The organism is Methylobacterium sp. PvP105 (assembly GCF_017876975.1).
In the GTDB taxonomy this organism is placed as follows: domain Bacteria; phylum Pseudomonadota; class Alphaproteobacteria; order Rhizobiales; family Beijerinckiaceae; genus Methylobacterium; species Methylobacterium radiotolerans.
Genome location: NZ_JAGIPA010000001.1, coordinates 5,753,073 through 5,770,225, shown reverse-complemented (window position 1 = coordinate 5,770,225; position 17,153 = coordinate 5,753,073). Strand labels below are relative to the sequence as shown.

At 72.4% G+C, this 17,153-nt stretch carries 19 protein-coding genes; 12 read left to right on the top strand and 7 right to left on the bottom strand.

Translation table 11 applies throughout. From position 1 onward, the window contains the following. Nucleotides 1–45 precede the first annotated feature (45 nt). From J3A75_RS28165 to J3A75_RS28155, 3 genes are all read left to right on the top strand, one after another. Complete coding sequence (locus J3A75_RS28165) at nt 46–195, top strand: hypothetical protein (RefSeq protein WP_012321166.1); 150 nt, start codon at nt 46–48, stop codon at nt 193–195. A 209-nt stretch (nt 196–404) separates the two neighbouring features. Next, complete coding sequence (locus tag J3A75_RS28160) at nt 405–629, top strand: hypothetical protein (protein WP_012321165.1); 225 nt, start codon at nt 405–407, stop codon at nt 627–629. A gap of 316 nt (nt 630–945) precedes the next feature. Continuing rightward, the gene (locus J3A75_RS28155) at nt 946–1,401 is read left to right on the top strand and encodes a MucR family transcriptional regulator (protein WP_012321163.1); all 456 of its coding nucleotides are present in this window, start codon (nt 946–948) and stop codon (nt 1,399–1,401) included. 95 nt (nt 1,402–1,496) lie between these two features. Here J3A75_RS28155 and J3A75_RS28150 read toward each other — a convergent pair whose 3' ends face one another. Beyond that, on the bottom strand, nt 1,497–1,700 hold the full coding sequence (locus J3A75_RS28150; RefSeq protein ID WP_308631011.1) for a hypothetical protein: 204 nt from the start codon (nt 1,698–1,700) through the stop codon (nt 1,497–1,499). Nucleotides 1,701–1,876: 176 nt separating this feature from the next. On the opposite strand from J3A75_RS28150, the gene J3A75_RS28145 reads away from it, so the two are divergent. Together J3A75_RS28145 and J3A75_RS28140 are read left to right on the top strand one after the other, a co-directional pair. Beyond that, nucleotides 1,877–2,125, top strand: coding sequence for a DUF6894 family protein (locus J3A75_RS28145; RefSeq protein ID WP_012321161.1), 249 nt, complete (start codon nt 1,877–1,879; stop codon nt 2,123–2,125). Between the two features lie 29 nt (nt 2,126–2,154). Then, nucleotides 2,155–2,433, top strand: a complete 279-nt coding sequence (locus J3A75_RS28140) for a hypothetical protein (protein ID WP_012321160.1) — start codon at nt 2,155–2,157, stop codon at nt 2,431–2,433. Between the two features lie 9 nt (nt 2,434–2,442). Here J3A75_RS28140 and J3A75_RS37115 read toward each other — a convergent pair whose 3' ends face one another. Then, a complete protein-coding gene (locus J3A75_RS37115; RefSeq protein ID WP_012321159.1) occupies nt 2,443–2,571 on the bottom strand; it encodes a hypothetical protein in 129 nt (42 codons plus the stop codon). A 205-nt stretch (nt 2,572–2,776) separates the two neighbouring features. Here J3A75_RS37115 and J3A75_RS28135 point away from each other — a divergent pair, with 205 nt between their 5' ends. The 4 genes from J3A75_RS28135 to J3A75_RS28120 all read left to right on the top strand — a co-directional run bounded on the left by J3A75_RS28135 (nt 2,777) and on the right by J3A75_RS28120 (nt 6,048). Then, nucleotides 2,777–3,307 carry a DUF3016 domain-containing protein gene (locus J3A75_RS28135; RefSeq protein WP_024828892.1) on the top strand — a complete coding sequence of 177 codons (531 nt, stop codon included), beginning with the start codon at nt 2,777–2,779 and terminating at the stop codon, nt 3,305–3,307. Between the two features lie 193 nt (nt 3,308–3,500). Further along, nucleotides 3,501–3,995 (top strand): ferritin-like domain-containing protein, encoded by a 495-nt coding sequence (locus J3A75_RS28130; RefSeq protein ID WP_071000120.1) that lies wholly within the window; start codon nt 3,501–3,503, stop codon nt 3,993–3,995. A gap of 200 nt (nt 3,996–4,195) precedes the next feature. Beyond that, complete coding sequence (locus J3A75_RS28125) at nt 4,196–5,686, top strand: sensor histidine kinase (RefSeq protein ID WP_029361269.1); 1,491 nt, start codon at nt 4,196–4,198, stop codon at nt 5,684–5,686. Then, the gene (locus tag J3A75_RS28120) at nt 5,683–6,048 is read left to right on the top strand and encodes a response regulator (RefSeq protein ID WP_012321155.1); all 366 of its coding nucleotides are present in this window, start codon (nt 5,683–5,685) and stop codon (nt 6,046–6,048) included. Before J3A75_RS28125 ends, J3A75_RS28120 begins: the two co-directional genes overlap by 4 nt. A gap of 155 nt (nt 6,049–6,203) precedes the next feature. On the opposite strand, the gene J3A75_RS28115 is transcribed toward J3A75_RS28120, so the two are convergent. Next, nucleotides 6,204–6,401 (bottom strand): hypothetical protein, encoded by a 198-nt coding sequence (locus tag J3A75_RS28115; RefSeq protein WP_024828895.1) that lies wholly within the window; start codon nt 6,399–6,401, stop codon nt 6,204–6,206. 48 nt (nt 6,402–6,449) lie between these two features. Beyond that, a complete protein-coding gene (locus tag J3A75_RS28110; protein ID WP_245372198.1) occupies nt 6,450–10,142 on the bottom strand; it encodes a S8 family serine peptidase in 3,693 nt (1,230 codons plus the stop codon). A gap of 22 nt (nt 10,143–10,164) precedes the next feature. Between J3A75_RS28110 and J3A75_RS36705 the strand changes: the two genes are divergently transcribed. From J3A75_RS36705 to J3A75_RS28100, 3 genes are all read left to right on the top strand, one after another. Next, on the top strand, nt 10,165–10,500 hold the full coding sequence (locus J3A75_RS36705; protein WP_245295988.1) for a hypothetical protein: 336 nt from the start codon (nt 10,165–10,167) through the stop codon (nt 10,498–10,500). A gap of 403 nt (nt 10,501–10,903) precedes the next feature. Continuing rightward, nucleotides 10,904–11,959 (top strand): helix-turn-helix domain-containing protein, encoded by a 1,056-nt coding sequence (locus J3A75_RS28105; RefSeq protein WP_071000118.1) that lies wholly within the window; start codon nt 10,904–10,906, stop codon nt 11,957–11,959. A gap of 1 nt (nt 11,960) precedes the next feature. Next, on the top strand, nt 11,961–13,151 hold the full coding sequence (locus tag J3A75_RS28100; protein WP_071000117.1) for a transporter substrate-binding domain-containing protein: 1,191 nt from the start codon (nt 11,961–11,963) through the stop codon (nt 13,149–13,151). A gap of 26 nt (nt 13,152–13,177) precedes the next feature. On the opposite strand, the gene J3A75_RS28095 is transcribed toward J3A75_RS28100, so the two are convergent. Genes J3A75_RS28095 through J3A75_RS28085 form a run of 3 tightly spaced genes read right to left on the bottom strand, consistent with a single transcriptional unit; the run spans nt 13,178 to nt 17,068 of the window. Continuing rightward, nucleotides 13,178–14,551, bottom strand: a complete 1,374-nt coding sequence (locus tag J3A75_RS28095; protein ID WP_063111824.1) for an LLM class flavin-dependent oxidoreductase — start codon at nt 14,549–14,551, stop codon at nt 13,178–13,180. After that, nucleotides 14,551–15,789, bottom strand: coding sequence for an SfnB family sulfur acquisition oxidoreductase (locus J3A75_RS28090; RefSeq protein ID WP_024828899.1), 1,239 nt, complete (start codon nt 15,787–15,789; stop codon nt 14,551–14,553). The genes J3A75_RS28095 and J3A75_RS28090 overlap by 1 nt, the downstream gene beginning before the upstream one ends. Nucleotides 15,790–15,799: 10 nt before the next feature. Further along, nucleotides 15,800–17,068, bottom strand: a complete 1,269-nt coding sequence (locus J3A75_RS28085; RefSeq protein ID WP_029361047.1) for an SfnB family sulfur acquisition oxidoreductase — start codon at nt 17,066–17,068, stop codon at nt 15,800–15,802. Between the last annotated feature and the right edge of the window lie 85 nt (nt 17,069–17,153).

Here is a 17,153-nt window from a genome sequence, read left to right as displayed (position 1 = left end):
CGTTCCCCGCCTCCAGGCCCCGCACGGAAGACCCAGACCCGCCACATGAAGCGCCTCACCCTCATCGGCATCTTCGTCGTCCTGCTGCTCGCCATCGTGGCGATCGCGGCCACGTGGTCGAAGGTCACGCCCGTCAATCCGGCGGTCGCGCCGGACACCTCGGCGACGCCCAATCCCACCGGCGAGCGGAAATGAGGCCGCGGTGATCCAGCGCCCGGCACGCCGCGCCTGACCGGGGACCCGCCGGGGTCCGTCGGTCCGGAGGCGCCCGCATCCTCCGGGACGGACGGGGTCGGCCCGCACCGCGGTCCCGGCGCCCGGCGGCGCGGCGGTCCTCCGGGGAACATGCGGTGGCCACCCGCCTTCCCTACACGAGGGGCCGCGAGGCCGGTCGGGAGGGACCGATGGGACAGGATGTCGACGCCGCGCGCGAAGCCCTGGGAACGGTCCCGCCGGGCCGGCCGCTAGCCCCGGAGAAGCGGCCCGACCCGGCCGCCGGCGGCAGCGGTCCGCACGCGCCGGGACCCGTGGATCCCGGACCCGACGCGGCGCCGGAGAGCGGCGGCTACGACACCCGGCCGCCCGCGCCGCAGCCGGATAACCGGAAGGGCGGATACGGGGCCGGCTGAGGCGCTCGAATTCCCTCTACCTGCCCATCGCGTTCGCTGCCGGGACGCGCCGCTCGTCGGAGGCGTCCGCGGACGCCCGGCGGCGCTCGCCGGCATGGCCCGGGGCTGTCGCGCCGGCATCCGGATCGCCCGCGACCGGGGCGCCGAGATCCTCCGCGATCCACGCGGCGGGGCGACGGATCGCGCGCCCGGCGGCGTCCGCGCGGCGCGGGAAAATCTCGAGATATTCGTCGAGTCTTCGTTCTATATTTACGCTGTTTAAACCCTTGCCGCGCCCAAACCGTAGGAACGTAAATCGCTTGCTGAAAGTCCGATCATGAATGAGACCTTCGATGAGACTTCCAACACCTTGGCCGCGATGACCGCCGAGCTTGTCGCCGCCTACGTGTCGAACAATCCGGTGCCGGCCGCGGAACTGCCGGCGCTGATCGTGCGGGTGCACGGCGCGATCAGCGGGCTCGTCGCCGGGACGCCGACGGCGGCCGGCGCGGCTCCGCAGGTCGAGGTCGAGAAGCCGAGCGCGACCCAGATCCGCAAGTCGGTCCGGCACGACGGGATCGTCAGCTTCATCGACGGCAAGCTCTACAAGACGCTGAAGCGCCATCTGGCCAGCCACGGCCTGGACCCGCGCAGCTACCGCGACAGCTACGGCCTGCCGACCGACTATCCGATGGTCGCCCCCGGCTACGCCGAGCAGCGCTCCGCCCTCGCCAAGGCGATCGGCCTGGGCCAGCCCGGCGCCATGGCGCGGCGCGGCGGCTCGGACCGCTGATCCCCGACAGGCCTGTCGCCGCCCGGCGGCGACACCGCCGCCGGCGCGGACCGCCGCGCGGGCGCCGGTGAGCGCCGGTGAGCGCCGGTGAGCGCTCAATCCCCCGGGCCTCCGTGGCGCCGCCCCGGACCTCCGCTCGTCTCGGTGCGGCCGCGGGCGTAGCCCAGGGATACCAGACCCCCCTGCCGGGCGAGGCGCCGCTCCAGCGCCTCGAGATCGACCAGCGCGTCCGCGATGGCGGCGACGAGGGCGGTCCACGCGTCGCCCCGCGCCGCCCGACGATAGGCGACGGCGATCATCTCGGCCTCCCTGAGACGAATCTCCGCAGGGGCCGCGTCGGGATCAGGGTGCATCGCCGCTCGAATCCGTATAGAACATATCACGAACAAAGCGCATCGATGCGGCGGGTTCAATCGCCGATGCGCCCTGTTTCCGGATCGCGGTGGAGTGCTGTGGATTGATCGAGAGAAGCGCAATGCCGACGCGGCTTTACCGTTTCCACTGCACGGACGGCCACGAGCTGGTGACCGACCTGCGCGGCAGCCGGTTTCCCAACGCGGCGCAGGTGCGCGCCCACGCCGAACGGGTCGCGCTCGCGCTGATGGAGCGGGTCGTGGAACGGTTCGACTGGTCGGGCTGGCAGGTCGAGGTCTACGACGCCAAGGGGCGCCGGGTCTGGATCCGGGCCTTCCCGGACGTGAGCGTCGACAGGCGTGCCGCCTGAGACCGGCGGCCGCGCAGTAGGAGAAGCAGATGGCGTTCAAGCCGAAATCCGCCGCCGAGACCAAGGCGCGCGATCTGGGGCTCGCCCTGGCCCGGATCGCCGAGGAGGCGGGCCTGCCGGCCCATATCGGCGTCGACCGCTTGCGGCGCGCCAGTCCCCGGCTGACCCCGCTGGCGGTGGGTCAGATGGTGCGCCGGGAGCGGGACACCGTGGAGGCGACCCTGGCCGAGCGCGGCCTGACGCTCGTCGACTATTCCGATCAGGGACCGGGTCGCGGGATGGAGTTCGTCATCGACGCGGCGGCCTGAGCGGCGCGGTCAGGCCGTCGCCGGGCGGCTCCGCAGAAGGCGGCCGATCAGGCGGAACGGCAGGAGCGGCAGCTTGAACAGCGCCGTGACCACCAGCACCGCCACGACGGTGAGAAGCGCGAGAACAGAGTTCATCATGCGCGTCGGACTCCCATGACCGGCTCGCCCCTCGGGCCGGGAACGCTACGAGGCGCCCGGAACACGGCGAGACTATGAACGCGCGGGAGCCATTCGGTCGCAGCCGTCCATGCGCGCGGGGCCTGGGATACCGGGCTCCGTTCGGGCGGTTCCATCCGGCAGGCCTGCCGGGGGCGGGCCCGCATCGGGCGGAGAGGAGTTCGGTATGCGCACGCGTCTCGCCGCAGGATTGGCCACGCTCGCGGTCGCGACCCTGCTGTCGGTGACCGGGCCGTCCGCGGCCCCGGTTCAGGCACGGGGACAGGTGAACGTGCGCTACGCCGCGCCGGACCGGTTCACCGATGCCGAGAACCGCTTCGGCTCCGGGCAGCCGCTCCGGGTCACGCTGGCCGAGTTGACCCGGATCTTCACGGATCTCGGCGCGGCGCGGCTCCGCCCGGATGAGCGCCTCGACATCACCGTGCTCGACGTCGACCTCGCCGGCTTCGACCGGCCCGGCTTCGCGACCCCGACCGGCCTGCGGGTCGTGACGGACGCCACGCCGCCGCGGATCCGCCTCGCCTACAGCCTGCGTCGCGGCGGTCGCGTCGTCGCGCAGGGCGAGGACACGGTGACGGACATCAACTTCCTGCTGACGTCTAACCCGCGCTTCTCCACCGGCGGCCTCTACTACGAGCGGCAGATCCTGCGCGACTGGTTCGCCCGGCGCTTTCCGGAGCCCGCGGGCCGCGGCTAGAGGCCCTCGGCCGGCCCGACGACATCCTCGGTGAGGGGGCCGGACCGGCACCGGGCTGGCACCGGTCCCCGGCCGGAGGAGCCCGGCGGGGCCGCGGCCGTCCATGGCGGCGCCCGGGCCGGATCGGTCCGGCGGCCCGGAACAGCGCCCGGCCCCCCGGGTTCGCCGGGCATCGCGGACACAGGAGGCGACGATGTCGGGACCCGACAGCCTGAAAGAGGTCTATCTCGACGAGATGCAGGATCTCTGGTCGGCGAACGACCAGATGGTCCGGGCCGTGCAGGAACTCGGCGGCCAGGTCAGCGACGCCAACCTGAAGCGGATGCTCGACCGCTCCGTGGACGGGATCCGGAAGCACACCGACGTGCTGAAGAGCCTGATCCGGGCCAATGGCGGCGAGCCCCGACCGGAGCCCTGCAAGGGCATGGAGGGCCTCGTCGCCGAGGCGCTGAAGCACGGGATCAAGGCGGCCTCGCCCGACCCCCGTCTGCGCGACGTGGCGATCATCGCGCAGTATCAGCGCATGTCGCATTACGGCCTCGCCGGCTTCGGCTCGGCGGCCGCCTACGCCAAGGCCCTCGGCCGCACCGACGACGCGTCCAAGCTGAAGCAGGCGGTGGACGAGATCTACGAGGGCGACGCGGCCGCGAGCCAGCTCGCCGAGGCGGTGGAGCGCGCCGCGGCCTGAGGAGGCTGCGGGGCGCGGGATTCGGTCATCCGAACTCGGCGGGCCGGGTCGGCACCGACCGGTCCCCTACCGGGCACGGGGGCGGTGTAGTAGCCTGGGCGTGACCCGCCCGCCGGGACGGCCACTCGGCAGGTCGCGGAACGGGCTTCCGCATCCGCGCTGCGCTCGCCCGAGCTGGAGCCTCACGAGTCGGTCACCGCATGAGCGAGGCCTGCATCTTCTCGGCCGGCTGCAGCGAACTCGCCGACCTCGTCCGGACCTACGACTGGGCGGAGACGCCGCTCGGTCCCATCGCCGGCTGGCCGCGGAGCCTGGTCTTCGCGGTCAGCACGCTGCTGCAATCGCCGGTGCCGATCGTGCTGCTCTGGGGCGAGGACGGCATCATGATCTACAACGATGCCTATTCGAGCTTCGCGGGCGGGCGCCATCCCGCGCTCCTCGGCTCCAAGGTGCGCGAGGGCTGGCCGGAGGTCGCCGACTTCAACGACAACGTCATGCGCGTCGGCCTGGCCGGCGGGACGCTGTCGTACAAGGACCAGGAACTCACCCTGCACCGCTACGGCCGGCCCGAGCGGGTCTGGATGAATCTCGACTATTCGCCGGTCTTCGGCGAGGACGGGCGCCCCGCCGGCGTCATCGCCATCGTGGTCGAGAGCACCGAGCGCGTGCTGGCCGAGCGCCGCCTGCGCGCGAGCGAGGAGCTGTTCCGCACCCTCGCCCAGGGCATTCCGCAACTCGTCTGGCGCGCCGCGATCGACGGAGCCTGCATCTGGTCGAGCCCGCAATGGCAGGCCTATACCGGGCAGACCGACGCGACGAGCCTCGGCTGGGGCTGGCTGGAGGCGGTCCATCCGGGCGATGAGGCGGTCGCCGAGGCCGCGTGGCGCGAGGCGCCGGTGAGCGGCCACCTCTCCTTCGAGCACCGGCTCCGCAACGCGGCCGAGGACCGCTTCTGCTGGTTCCAGACCCGGGCCGCGCCGGTCCGCGACGCGCAGGGCCGGATCGTCGAGTGGCTCGGCACCTCGACCGACATCGACGATCTGCGCCAGCTTCAGGAGCGGCAGCAGGTCATGGTCGCCGAATTGCAGCACCGGACCCGCAACCTGCTCGGCGTCGTGCGCTCCATCGCCAAGCAGACGATGGCCCAGACCGGGCCCGGCGAGACGTTCCGGCAGCGGTTCAACGACCGCCTGTCCGCCCTGTCCCGGGTTCAGGGCCTCCTCTCGCGCTCCGACCAGGAGCCGATCACGCTCCGCTCCCTGATCGAGACGGAACTCGCCGCCCTCGATGCTCCGGCCATGCAGGCGCGCATCCGGCTCCACGGGCCGGTGGTGCGGCTGCGCAAGGCGACGGTGCAGACCTTCGCGCTGGCCCTGCACGAGCTCGCCACCAACGCGCTGAAATACGGCGCGCTCACCACCGCGCACGGGCGCCTGAGCGTGACGTGGCGGACCTACAGGGCGGACGATGGCGGCGGCCGGCTGCTGGTGGAATGGGTGGAGGAAGGCCTCGTCCGCGGACCGGAGCTGGCGGACGCGGTGCCGCGGGGCGGCTACGGGCGGGAGCTGATCGAGCACGCCCTGCCCTACGCTCTGAAGGCGACGACCAGCTACGAACTCGGCGCAACGGCGCTACATTGCTCGATCAACATCCCGCTCCCCGAGGGAGAAGCCGCAGGCAGCCCCGCATGACTCCGAAACCACGCGCGCTGGCCGGCAGGCGGGTCCTGCTGGTCGAGGACGATTACTTCATCGCCGTCGATCTCAAGTCCGGCTTCGAGGAGGGCGGCGCCCAGGTCCTGGGCCCTGTCGCCAGCGTCGACGAGGCGCTGGCGCTGATCGCCGGCACGTCCGAGATCGACGCCGCGGTCCTGGACATCAACCTGCAGGACGAGCTCGTCTACCCCGTGGCCGACGCGCTGCGCGCGCGCGGCGTGCCCTTCCTGTTCGCGACCGGCTACGACCCGGTCGCCGTACCGTCGCTCCACGGCGCCGTGGCCCTCTGCCAGAAGCCGATCGACCCGCAGATCGTCGCGCGCGCCCTGTTCGGCTGAGATGACCGGTCCCGCCGGCGGTGTGAGGTCGGCGACGCGCCGGATGTTTCCCGTGAAACATCGTCGCAGGCACATCGTCCTGCGCTGCCGCCCGTGCGGATCGCGGGGGCGCTGACCCCGATCCCGCGGTGACGTCACGGGCGGGGTGGCGGCCGTCAGCGATCCCCGAAGAGGCGCACGATCGCGCCGGCGAGCAGCCACAGGCCCCGCAGGAGCCACCAGAGCAGCCGGCCGACCTGGACCAGCAGCTCGACGGCTTCGAGACCGTCGACCAACCGACGGAAGAGGCCGGGCCGGCGGGACGCCGGCTCGGCCTCGATCGGCGGCTCATCCCGGCCGTCTTTCCCGCCCATGCACGCCTCCGGAGCCCGGCACCGGCCGGGGATGGGCGGCGCCGTTCCTCACCACGCGGCCTGGAGGCCGGCGGTGAACACCTGCGCGGTGGCGCCCGGGCGGACGTCGCCCGTGTAGCCTACCGACAGCTGCACGCCCTCGGCGACCGCGCCCGTCAGGCTCACCCCGAGGACCGCGCCGTCCCGCCCCAGCGCGCTCGTCCGGCTCAGGAACCCCGCCCCGAACAGGTTCGACCGGACCAGCGCCGCCGTGTCGGCCAGCTCGTGCGCCCAGTACGCCCGGCCCTCCAGCCGCAGGTCCGGGACGCCCGCGAACGCCCAGCTCGTCACGCGCCCGCCGACCAGGCTGCGCGCCGCGTCGAGATCCGCCACCGCGAACCCCTGGCCGCCGAAGCCCTGGTTGACCAGACCGCCCCGCTCGGACACCCGGCCCCGCGTCAGCCGATCGTAGCTGAAGCCCACCTCCGGGACGAGGTCGACGGGCAGGCCCACCGCCAGCGTGTAGCCGGCAAAGCCCGACACCCCGCCGTTCCAGCCCGACGACAGCCCGCTCGCCTGCGACACCGCCGTGCCCAGCGCCACCGTCCGGTCGACCCGGCCGTCGGCGTACGACACCCCCGCCGTGCCGCGCAGCACCACGGCGCCGAGCCGCGTGCTGGCGTACAGCGTGCCGCCGTAGCTGTCGGTGGTGAACCGGCCCAGCCCCGCGCCCCGCGACGTGCCGCCCTCGCGCAGGTAGCTGAACGCCGCGCCCACCTGGGTGTCCGCCCCGACCTGACGGTCGACGCCCATCAGCAGCCCGCCCGCGTCGAACCCGGCGCCCGTGGCCGCCCGGTCGCCAGCGCGCGCGCCGAACCCGTACAGCGCGTCGGCCCAGACCCGGCCCTCGCCCACCGCCAGCGGCGCCGCCGCCGCCCCGGCGCCGCCGCGCACCTGCAGCGCCGTCCGGTTCGGGCCCGGGCCCGGATCGCCCGCGCTGAACGCGCCCGCGCCGCCGCCCAGGCCGCGCTGGTGCCGGTCGATCGTGTCGGAGAGCAGCCGGCGCGCGGCGAGGTCGGTCATCACCGCGTCGCCGTAGCTCTGGCCCGACAGGCTCGCCAGGCCGCCCGGCAGGGTCGCCGGGTCGGCCGCGTAGAGCGGGTCGTACACCCGCGCCCGCGCCGCGTCCGGCCGCGTGCCGGCGGCCGGGCGGGCGAGGTCCAGCGCCGCGCCCACGGCCCGGGCGTTGCCGGTCTGGGCGAGGCCGAGCCCGGCGAGGTTGCCGTAGGCGGCGGGGGTGACCACGAGGTCGAGGCCGGTGGCGGCGTAGAGCGCGTCGAAGCGCGTGCCCGCCGGCAGGCCCGCCGCCGGCTGGGCGAGCCCGGTGAACGAGCCCGACAGCCCGGCTTGCGCGGTGAGCACGCCGAAGCGCTGGCCGAGCGCGGGGGTGAAGCTGTTGCCCGCGTTGCCGGTGATGCCGCGCAGCTCCGGCACCAGGGTGCCGCTGGCCGAGACCGTGCCGGTCGGGCCGAGCGCCAGGAGGCGGGCGTAGCTGCCGGCGCCGGTGCCGGTGCCCGGGCCGTCGATGTCGAGGCCGAGGCTGCTGCCGGGGTTGAACGCCACCGGGCCGAGGACGGTGAGCGTGCCGGGGGAGTTGCCCGGCCGCAGGGCGCCGGCGACCGTGACCGGGGCCGCGATGGTGCCGATGCCGCGCAGGGTGCCGGCGGCCGCGACGGTGACCGGCGAGGCCCAGAGCCCGTTGAGCGACAGCGTGCCGGCCTGGACGGTGGTCGGGCCGGAGAACAGGCCGAGGCCGGTGAGCGTGAGCGTTCCGGGGCCGGCCTTAGTCAGGCTGGTCGGACTGGCGGTCTCCAGGATGGCGCCGGCGTAGGTGGAGGCGGCCGCGTTGGAGACCGTGAGGGCGCCGTTGCCGAGGACCGCGGAGGCCGGACCCGCGAGGTCGGTGAGCGTGAAGGCGGTGCCGCCGAGGTCGAGGGCGCCGGTGTTGGTCAGGCTGGTGAGCCCGGCGAGCGGGCCGGTGATCTGCACGAGGCCGGTGTTGGTGAGCGTGCCGTTGAACTGTCCGGACAGGCGGGCGACGCCGGTGTTGGTCAGGTCTGTGGTGAGGGTGCCGTCGCTGGCGACGAGGCCGGCATTGCTGAGGCCGCCGGAGGCGGTGAGGCTGGCGGTCTGGGCGACGGCGACGAGGCCGGCATTGGCGAGGGGGCCGGCGAGGCTGTAGCTGCCGCCGCCCGTGACGGCGAGGGTCGCGCCGGCGGCGTTGGCGAAGGTGCCGGCGCTGGTGACGGTCCCGGACACGGCGAGCAGGCCGGCATTGTTGGCGATAGCGCCGTCGATGCGGCCGGCGCTGGCGAGCACGGTGCCGGCATTGGTCAGGCCGCCGCTGATGGTGCCGCTGGTGGCGAGCGTGCCGGTGTTGGTCACGCCGCCGCCGATAGCGCCGGTGTTGAGCGCCAAGCCGGCATTGGCGACTCCGCCGGAGACGGTGCCGGTGTTGATCAGGAGGCCGGCATTGCTGACGGTACTCTGGGTCCATCCGGCGTTGATGTAGGTGCCGGCGCCCTGGACAGAGACCGGCGAGGTCAAGCTGCCGGTGGCAGACAGGAACAGGGTACCGCCGGCGACGGTGGTCGGTCCGGCATAGGTGTCCCTACCGGCGAGTTCGAGGGTACCGAGGCCGACTTTGGTCAGGCCGCCGACTCCGGAGATGTCGTTGGCGAAGCGGCCGTAATAGGCCTGTCCGTTGTAGGTAGTGTTGACCGTCCAGTCGGAGGTGAACTGGCCAGGCCCGTCGATGGCCTTGCCGAGGTTGAGCAGGCCCCAGCCGTAGACATCGTTCGGCCGATCCGCGGGTCCGTCACCGAGATGGGTGGCGGTGGTGAACATCGTCTGGGCAATCTGCGGCGCGGTCAGGAACGGGAATGCCTGACGCAGAACAGCGGCCGCACCCGCCACGTACGGCGCCGCATACGATGTACCATCGTCCGATGCAAAAATTCCTCCGGGCTTTGTCGAAACGACATCTACTCCAGGAGCAGAGATACACCAATCCGCTGCAACGCCGCAGAAATTACTAAATGAAGCTATATGACGCTGCTCGTCAACAGCAACTACTGCTACAATGTATCCGGAAACGCTTGAGAAATCGATTTCACTCTGATCAATCTTGGTCAGATTAGGGTTTAGATTTTCGACATATCTAATATTTCCATATTGATCTATCTCGTTTCGGGGGTTAATACCTATTGCTTCATTGTAAAATTGATAGACACCACTTGTAGAATTAGCTGGTTTAATATAGGGTAGAATGGCCGAATCGCTGGGACTCTGTGCTGAGTTGGGCTGAAGAGATCGGTCGTTACCGGCAGCAAATATAAACAGCATATCCTTTGAGGCGCCTCTCTGTATTGCCTCATATTGCACCAATTGGTCAGAGTAATTGTACATTTGATTCGGAACAGGTTCGATTATATTTTTAAAATTAAAACCATAGCTCCCATTTAGAACACGCGCGCCATTTTGAGTTGCGTAGTCGATGGCGGCCGTAACTTCAGTTGCGGTTTGTGAGTTGCGGATGAATAGTAATCTGCTGTCGAATGCGACGCCCATCATCCCTGCGTTGTTGCGTGCAGCCGCGATTATACCAGACACGAACGTGCCATGCCCGATAGCATCGTCAGTAAGATCAAGTGAAATTTGCCCACCGGCAATCGATCGAGAAAGCGAAGACAGCTGCCCCAAAAATTCGGGATGGTATCGATCGATGCCGCTGTCGATGACAGCAACCGTTACGCCGAGACCGGTGAAGCCGCGTGCATACGCGGTCGCAGCATTGATTGCTCCCAAGCCCCAACCGCGCCTGTATTCGGGCGTGTCGAACTGCGCCGCGGTCAGGGGAACGCCAAAGGCATCGAACGTCGAAGGCGAGCGCGCCGGCACGGTCTGCGCCGCCACAGGTCCGAGCGCGAGCGCGAGCGTCGCGAGCGAGCTGCCGACCAGCAATCCCAGGCGCACGGCACCGCGCCGCCGCGTTCCGCCGCCCGCGCCCGTGCTCGGATCACAGGATCCGGTCGTGTTCTCTACGTCGCTATACTTCTGAATCACTGAAATGACCCCCGCCATGTCCGTTTCGGACTTTGCGAGGGGCATAGAAAACGCGACCTTAACGGACTATCGCAGGGCTGCCACAGTCGGGGCCGCGCGCGACATTCTGGTACGGCAAACCCCCATTCTGGGACGGAAGGAACCGTCCGGCGGCTCGCGTGTCAGGATTGATCCGAAAGCTGCGCCCGCGGCGCCCCGATCCGGCGGCCCCCGCGTCGAATCGCACGCCGCCGCGACAAACGACAGTGTACAGCCGCTCAGGTCGGCGGGAGACAGGGGGACTGTCCGGGTGGACACGGCTAACGTGCGGGATGACCGGACCGCGTTGCCACGCGTCAACTTGGGGCAGGCCCTCGTTCTTCATCGGTCGTGCTCACAGCAGGTGTCAGGCTCTACGTATGTCTTCCGAAGAGAGAAACCGGGACCCGGACGCGGCACCGGCCGGGGGTGAGGCGCCGGGCGGCGAGGTCGCCTGCCTGCGGTTCGAGCCGCCGGAGGATCGAGAGGCGCTCGGCCGGGCGTGGCAGGATCACCTCGCGCCGATCTTCGACGTGAGCTTCCGCCCGGAGACCGACCTCACCGTCCCGATCGCGATGCGCAGCTACCACCTCGGCGACCTGCTGGTCGGCGACGTTGTGGCGCCGGCCCACACCCTCGTGCGGACCCGGGAGATGATCGGCCAGCAGGGCCTCGACCACATCCTGCTGCAGTTCTACCGGCGGGGGCAGAGCCGCGTGGAGACCGATCAGGGCACCGGGCCCGTGAACGAGGTCCAGTGCATCGTCTTCGACCTCGCCCAGCCCGTGCGCATCGTGGCGGGCGCCGTCGACGCCACGAACGTCGTGATCCCCCGCGCCCTGCTGGAGAAGCAGGGCTGCCACCCCGACGCCCTGCACGGCCGCCCCCTCGACCACGACGGCGACCCGTTCGGGCGGCTGGTCCACAACTTCGTCGCCAACGTGGTCGCCTGCGGCGACCTCCTCGACCGCCGCGAGGCCCTGGCGGCCTCGACGGCGATCACCCAGCTCTGCGCCAGCTGGCTGCGCGGGCAGGAGGAGGGGCGCCCCGCGCAGCACCAGGACGTCCGGATCCGGGTCCGCCGCCTGGTCGAGGCGGAGCTCGGCAACCCGAAGCTGACGCCCGCCCTGATCGCGACGCGGCTCGGCCTGTCGCGCTCGACCCTGTACCGGCTGTTCGCCCCCAACGGCATCGTGGCGTATATCCGCGACCGCCGCCTCATGGCGGCGATGCGGATGCTCGTGCGCGACGATGCCCCCAAACCCCTGCGCGTCTCGCAGGTCGCCTTCGCGGTCGGCTTCTCGGACGAGCGGACCTTCCGGCGGGCGTTCAAGCGCCGGTTCGGCTTCATCCCGAGCGACGCGTCCCAGCGCCTGGACACCGGCCCCGAACCCGCGCCCGGCGCCGTCCTGCGCAACTGGATCGAGAGCCTCTGACGTGCCGGGCCGGTCCGCCGGACGGCGGCGCGGCGGCGCGCCCGCTCGCGTCCTGTCCCTCTGTCTGTCCCTCTCCCTGTGTTTCGCGGCCGCCGCGCCGCTCGCCGCGGCCCCCGTCCGGGCCGGGACCGCGGACGCGGCCCCCGCGCTCCGCACCGGCGAGCCCGAGACGTGGCGGGTCGCGACGCATCCGGTGCCGCCCCTGGTCATGGACGAGGACGGCCGGCTGCGCGGGTTCAGCATCGATCTCTGGAACGCCGTCGCGCGGGAGCTCGGCGTCCGGACGGCCTATGTGCGCGTCGACGACCTGCCGGCGCTGTTCGCGGCGGTCTCGGACGGGCACGCGGACCTCGCCATCGCGGCGGTGTCGATCACCGCGGAGCGCGAGCGGCGGTTCGACTTCTCGGTCACGATGCTGGAGACCGGCCTGCGCATCGCCGTCCGGGCGGAGCCGGACGCCACCGGCTCGGCCACCGCGCGGGCCCTCCGGGCGCTCCTGAGCGACGCGGCCTTCCTGCAGGTCCTCCTGGGGCTCGCCGCCCTGATCCTGGCGGTGGCGGCCCTGGTCTGGTGGCTCGAGCGGCGCCACCCCGGCGGCATGGCGACGCGCTCGGGACCGGCGCGCGGCTTCGCCCACGTCGTCTGGTGGGCCCTGAGCAGCCTCGCCGCGCAGGCGGAGGAGATGCCGCGCAGCCCCCTGGCGCGGGCCGTCACGGTCGTCTGGCTGTTCACCTGCATCGCCCTGGTGGCGTGGTTCACCGCGGGCCTGACCAGCACGGCCACGGTGGAGCGCCTGCGCGGCGCGGTCAACGGCCCGCAGGACCTGCCGGGCAAGCGGGTGGGCACGGTCGCCGACACCACCTCGGTCGCCTACCTGGCGGACCATTTCGCCACCCCGGTGAGCTTCGCGACGCTGGAGGCGGCCTGCGCGGCCCTGCAGGCCGGCACGGTCGCGGCGGTCGTCTACGACGCCCCCGCGCTGGGCTACTACGCGACCCGGCCCGGCCACGAGGCCCTGCGCCTGGTCGGGGGCGCCTTCAACCGGCAATCCTACGGCATCCTGTTCCCGGCCAACGATCCCCGGCGCAAGCGCGTCAACCAGGCCCTCCTCGGCCTGCGGGAGGACGGCCGCTACGACGAGATCTACGGCCGCTGGTTCGGCTCCGAGAGCGGCGAGTCCCAGGGCCGCTGATCAAGGCCGCTGATCAAGGCCGCTGATCAGGGCCGCTGAGGCGCGCCGCGGTAGGCCTCGGCCGGGTGGCGGGCGGGCAGCCGGTCCCCCTGGCCGAACAGCTTCGCCCGCAGCGAGCCCTCGGCGTAGGCGGTCTTGTAGAGGCCGCGATCCTGCAGCTCCGGGATCACGAGGTCGATGAAGTCGGAGAAGCTCTCCGGCACGACGATCCGGCTGAGGTTGAAGCCGTCGACCTCGCCCTCCGTGATCCAGGCCTGGAGTTCGTCGGCGATCGTCACCGCGTCGCCGGTGAGCACCGCGTAGCGGCTGCCGAGCTGCAGCTCGGCCAGGAGGTCGCGCTTCGTCAGCCCGCGGCTGGCCGCCGCCGCGGTGGCCGACTGGATGGCGTTGCCCGGCGCGTAGGGGATCGGCTCGTCGAGGCCGTAGCGGGCGAAGTCGATCCCCGTGGAGGCGGAGAAATGCGCGAGCCCCGCCTCCGGGCTCGCGTAGGACAGGTACTCGTCCCGCTTGGCCTCGGCCTCCGCGCGCGTCCGTCCGGGGATGATCGCGAGGCCGACGAACACCTTCACGTCGTCGGGATTCCGGCCCGCCGCGACCGCCTCGGCCCGGATGGCGCGGACGGATTCGCGGGCGGTGGCCGGGTCGCGGGCCGAGATGAACACGCACTCGGCGTGGCGGCCCGCGAAGGCGCGGCCGCGGCCCGAGGCGCCGGCCTGGTAGAGGACCGGCGTCCGCTGGGGCGACGGCTCCGACAGGTGGTAGCCCTCGACCGCGAAGAACGCGCCCCGGTGGGTGACCTTGCGGATATGGGCGGGATCGCTGAACACCCGGGCCGCCCGGTCGCGGCGCACGGCCGCGTCGTCCCAGCTGCCCTCCCAGAGCCGGTAGAGCACCTCCAGGTACTCGTCGGCGTAGTCGTAGCGCCGGTCGTGCGCCGGCAGCGTGCCGCCGCTCTGGGCGCGGTGGGCGCTGTCGAGGTAGCCGGTGACGACGTTCCAGCCGATCCGGCCGCCCGTCAGGTGATCGAGAGTCGAGAGGCGCCGGGCGAAGGTGTAGGGCGCCTCCTGGTGGACGTTGATCGTCACGCCGAAGCCGAGATGCTCGGTCACCGCCGCCATGGCGGAGATCATCACGGTCGGGTCGTTGACCGGGAGCTGCACGGCCTCCCGGGCGGTGACGTCGATGCCGCCGCCGTAGACGTCGTAGACGCCGATGATGTCGGCGATGAACAGGCCGTCGAACAGGCCGCGCTCCAGGAGCTTCGCCTGCTCGGTCCAGTAGGACAGCGTGTTGTACTCGGCCGAGCGGTCGCGCGGGTGGGTCCAGAGCCCGTGGTTGATGTGGCCCGCGCAGGTCATGGTGAAGGCGTTCAGCAGGATCTGCTTCGTCGCGGCGGCCATCAGAGCGCTCCGTGCCGGGGCGGCTGCCGGCCGTCGAGGTGGTAGGCGCCGATCCAGTGGTACTTCCACCGCACCGGATCGTGCAGGGTGTGGGTGCGGACGTTGCGCCAGTAGCGGTCGAGCGCCTCGGCCCGGTCGGTGGCGGAGGTGCCGCCGAGCTCGACGAGCTTGTTGGCCGCGAGCAGGCCGGCCCGGTGGCTCGCGGCCCGGGCCTCCGCCACCGCCACGGAGGCGGCCGCGACGCTGTCGGCGTCGGGGGCGGCCTGGGCGGCGTCCACGTAGCGGCCGGCGCGCGCCAGCAGGGCGTCGGCCGCCGCGAGGCGCACCTGGACGTCGCCCAGCGCGTGGAGGGTCAGCGGATCCTCGCTGGCCCGGGCGACGCCGGAATCGATCCACGGCCGGGCGCGGTCCCGCACGAGGGGCAGGGTCGCCGCGAAGGCGCCCGCGCCGATGCCGAGATCGATCCCGGCGTGCAGGATCTGCGCGAAGGGGCCGATCGCGGTCGGCCGCTCCAGCGAGGCCTGGAACGGCACCACCCAGTCGGGCTCCACGGCGACGCGCTCGAACAGGACCGAGCCCGAGCCGGTGAGCCGCTGCCCGAACCCGTCCCAGTCGTCGACCAGGGTCACGCCGGGCGCGTCCCGGGGGACGAAGACGAGGTAGGCGACCGCCCGCCCCTCCTCCTCGGCGCTGGCCAGGGTGGGGATGCGGTGGGCGTAGAGCGAGCCGGTGCAGTAGTATTTGCGGCCCTCGACATACCAGCCGGCCGGGTCGCGCACGAGCCGGGTGCGGCGGGTGTGGTCGCGCGCGCCGATCTCGGCCAGCGCGTTGCCGAAGCGCTCGCCCGCCAGGACGCGGCCGTAGAGGGCGCGCTTCTGGGCCTCGGTGCCGCCGTTGCGGAGCACCTCCAGGGCGTAGAAGTGGTTCTGCGGGATCTGGCCGAGGGAGCCGTCCGCCGCGGCGATCCGGGCGATCACCTGGGCGACCGTGGCGCTGTCGAGGCCGGGGCCGCCGTACTCCCTCGGCACCGTGATCGCCCAGAGGCCGGATTCGGCGAAGCGCGCGATCTCGGCGACCGGCAGACGGCGCTCCAGGTCGCGCGCGGCGGCGGCCTCGGCGAAGTCCTCCGCCAGCCGGTCGGCGACGGCGAGCGCCGCGGCGGCGTCCGGAAGGACCGGCACCGGGCGCGGCGGCGCGGGTGCCTGCGTGTAGGCGGTCTCGTGGGGCTGGAGCGGCATCGCCCGGTCCTCAGTTCCACTGGTGCCGGGCGGGCAGCACGCCGTTCAGGGCGTGGTTGCCGAGGAGGTGGTACTTCCACCGGACCGGGTCGTGCAGGGTGTGGACCCGGGCGTCGCGCCAGTACCGGCCGAGATTGTACCCGTCGCGGGTCGCCGAGGCGCCGGCGAGCTCGAGCAGCCGCTCGGAGGCCTCCAGGGCCGCCTCGGTGGTCAGGATCTTGGCCTGCGCCACCGCCACCGAGGCCTCGGCCGCGCTCTGGGCGGTGACGGGGGCCGCGGCGATCCGGTCGAGCGCCCTTCCGGCCCGCGCCAGGACCTCCTCGGCGGCGTGCAGGTCGACGGTGAGCCGCCCGATCTCGCCGAGGATGTGGGGATCCTCCGCGACGGTCTCGGCGGTGAAGGGATAGGGCCGGGTCCGGGTGCGCAGGAAGTCGAGGGCGGCGGCGGCCGCGCCCCGGGCGAGCCCGGCGTCGATCGCCGCGTGGATCAGCTGCGAGACCGGCCCGAACAGGCCCGGGCGCCCGGCCAGGGGCGCGAGGTCGATCGTCAGATCCGCCTCGACCGGGGCCTGCGCGAAGATCACGGTGCCGCTCGCCGTGGTGCGCTGGCCGAAGCCCTGCCAGTCGTCCGCCACCCGCACGCCGGGGGCGTCCCGGCGCACGAAGACCAGGAGCGGGCCCCCGTCGGGGCCGACCGCCCGGGTCGGGATCCAGTGGGCGAAGAGCGCGCCCGTGGAGTAGAAGCGCGTGCCGCTGAGCCGCGGGCCCTCCGGCCCGGCGGTCAGCCGCGTGTCCACGTTGGTGATGGCCTTGCCGTTGCGGGCGGGGCCGGCATTGCCGATCCGGTGGCCGGCGAGCACGTCGCGGTAGATCCGCGCCTGCTGGGCGGGGCTGGCGGCGGCCGCGACCAGCGCCAGGACGCCGAACTGGTTCTGGGGGATCTGCGCCGCCGAGCCGTCGGCGGCGGCGAGGATCGCGAAGACCTCCGCGAGCGTCGCGTGCGAGACCCCGGCGCCGCCATGGGCGCGCGGCACCGTGATGCCGCCGAGCCCGCTCTCCGTGAAGGCCGCGATCTCCGCCCAGGGCAGGCGCCGGTCCCGGTCGCGCTCGGCCGCGCCCGCCGCGAAGACCCGGGCCACGGCCCGCGCGGCCGCGAGCGCCTCGGCGTCCGAGCGGATCCGGTGCGGCGGCGACGGCGGCGGGGGCAGCGGTGGGGGCAGCGGCGGGGTCAGCGGCTCGGCCGCCCCGTCGGCGGCGGATTCGTCCACGTTCAGGCTCATGTGTGCAGGCTCACGGGTTCAGCCTCACGGATTCGGCCTCAGGGATGCGGCCTCACGGTCGGACCGCCGCGAGCCGGGCGCGGGC

Excerpts from the sequence above, each read along its gene's own strand:
- J3A75_RS28150 (WP_308631011.1), bottom strand. The coding sequence starts at position 1,700 with ATGATCGCCGTCGCCTATCGTCGGGCGGCGCGGGGCGACGCGTGGACC.
- J3A75_RS36705 (WP_245295988.1), top strand. The coding sequence starts at position 10,165 with ATGCCGCTGTCGATGACAGCAACCGTTACGCCGAGACCGGTGAAGCCG.
- J3A75_RS28115 (WP_024828895.1), bottom strand. The coding sequence starts at position 6,401 with ATGGGCGGGAAAGACGGCCGGGATGAGCCGCCGATCGAGGCCGAGCCG.
- J3A75_RS37115 (WP_012321159.1), bottom strand. The coding sequence starts at position 2,571 with ATGATGAACTCTGTTCTCGCGCTTCTCACCGTCGTGGCGGTGCTGGTG.
- J3A75_RS28095 (WP_063111824.1), bottom strand. The coding sequence starts at position 14,551 with ATGGCCGCCGCGACGAAGCAGATCCTGCTGAACGCCTTCACCATGACC.
- J3A75_RS28165 (WP_012321166.1), top strand. The coding sequence starts at position 46 with ATGAAGCGCCTCACCCTCATCGGCATCTTCGTCGTCCTGCTGCTCGCC.
- J3A75_RS28090 (WP_024828899.1), bottom strand. The coding sequence starts at position 15,789 with ATGCCGCTCCAGCCCCACGAGACCGCCTACACGCAGGCACCCGCGCCG.
- J3A75_RS28140 (WP_012321160.1), top strand. The coding sequence starts at position 2,155 with ATGGCGTTCAAGCCGAAATCCGCCGCCGAGACCAAGGCGCGCGATCTG.
- J3A75_RS28130 (WP_071000120.1), top strand. The coding sequence starts at position 3,501 with ATGTCGGGACCCGACAGCCTGAAAGAGGTCTATCTCGACGAGATGCAG.
- J3A75_RS28085 (WP_029361047.1), bottom strand. The coding sequence starts at position 17,068 with ATGAGCCTGAACGTGGACGAATCCGCCGCCGACGGGGCGGCCGAGCCG.
- J3A75_RS28155 (WP_012321163.1), top strand. The coding sequence starts at position 946 with ATGAATGAGACCTTCGATGAGACTTCCAACACCTTGGCCGCGATGACC.
- J3A75_RS28120 (WP_012321155.1), top strand. The coding sequence starts at position 5,683 with ATGACTCCGAAACCACGCGCGCTGGCCGGCAGGCGGGTCCTGCTGGTC.
- J3A75_RS28125 (WP_029361269.1), top strand. The coding sequence starts at position 4,196 with ATGAGCGAGGCCTGCATCTTCTCGGCCGGCTGCAGCGAACTCGCCGAC.
- J3A75_RS28145 (WP_012321161.1), top strand. The coding sequence starts at position 1,877 with ATGCCGACGCGGCTTTACCGTTTCCACTGCACGGACGGCCACGAGCTG.
- J3A75_RS28135 (WP_024828892.1), top strand. The coding sequence starts at position 2,777 with ATGCGCACGCGTCTCGCCGCAGGATTGGCCACGCTCGCGGTCGCGACC.
- J3A75_RS28105 (WP_071000118.1), top strand. The coding sequence starts at position 10,904 with ATGTCTTCCGAAGAGAGAAACCGGGACCCGGACGCGGCACCGGCCGGG.
- J3A75_RS28160 (WP_012321165.1), top strand. The coding sequence starts at position 405 with ATGGGACAGGATGTCGACGCCGCGCGCGAAGCCCTGGGAACGGTCCCG.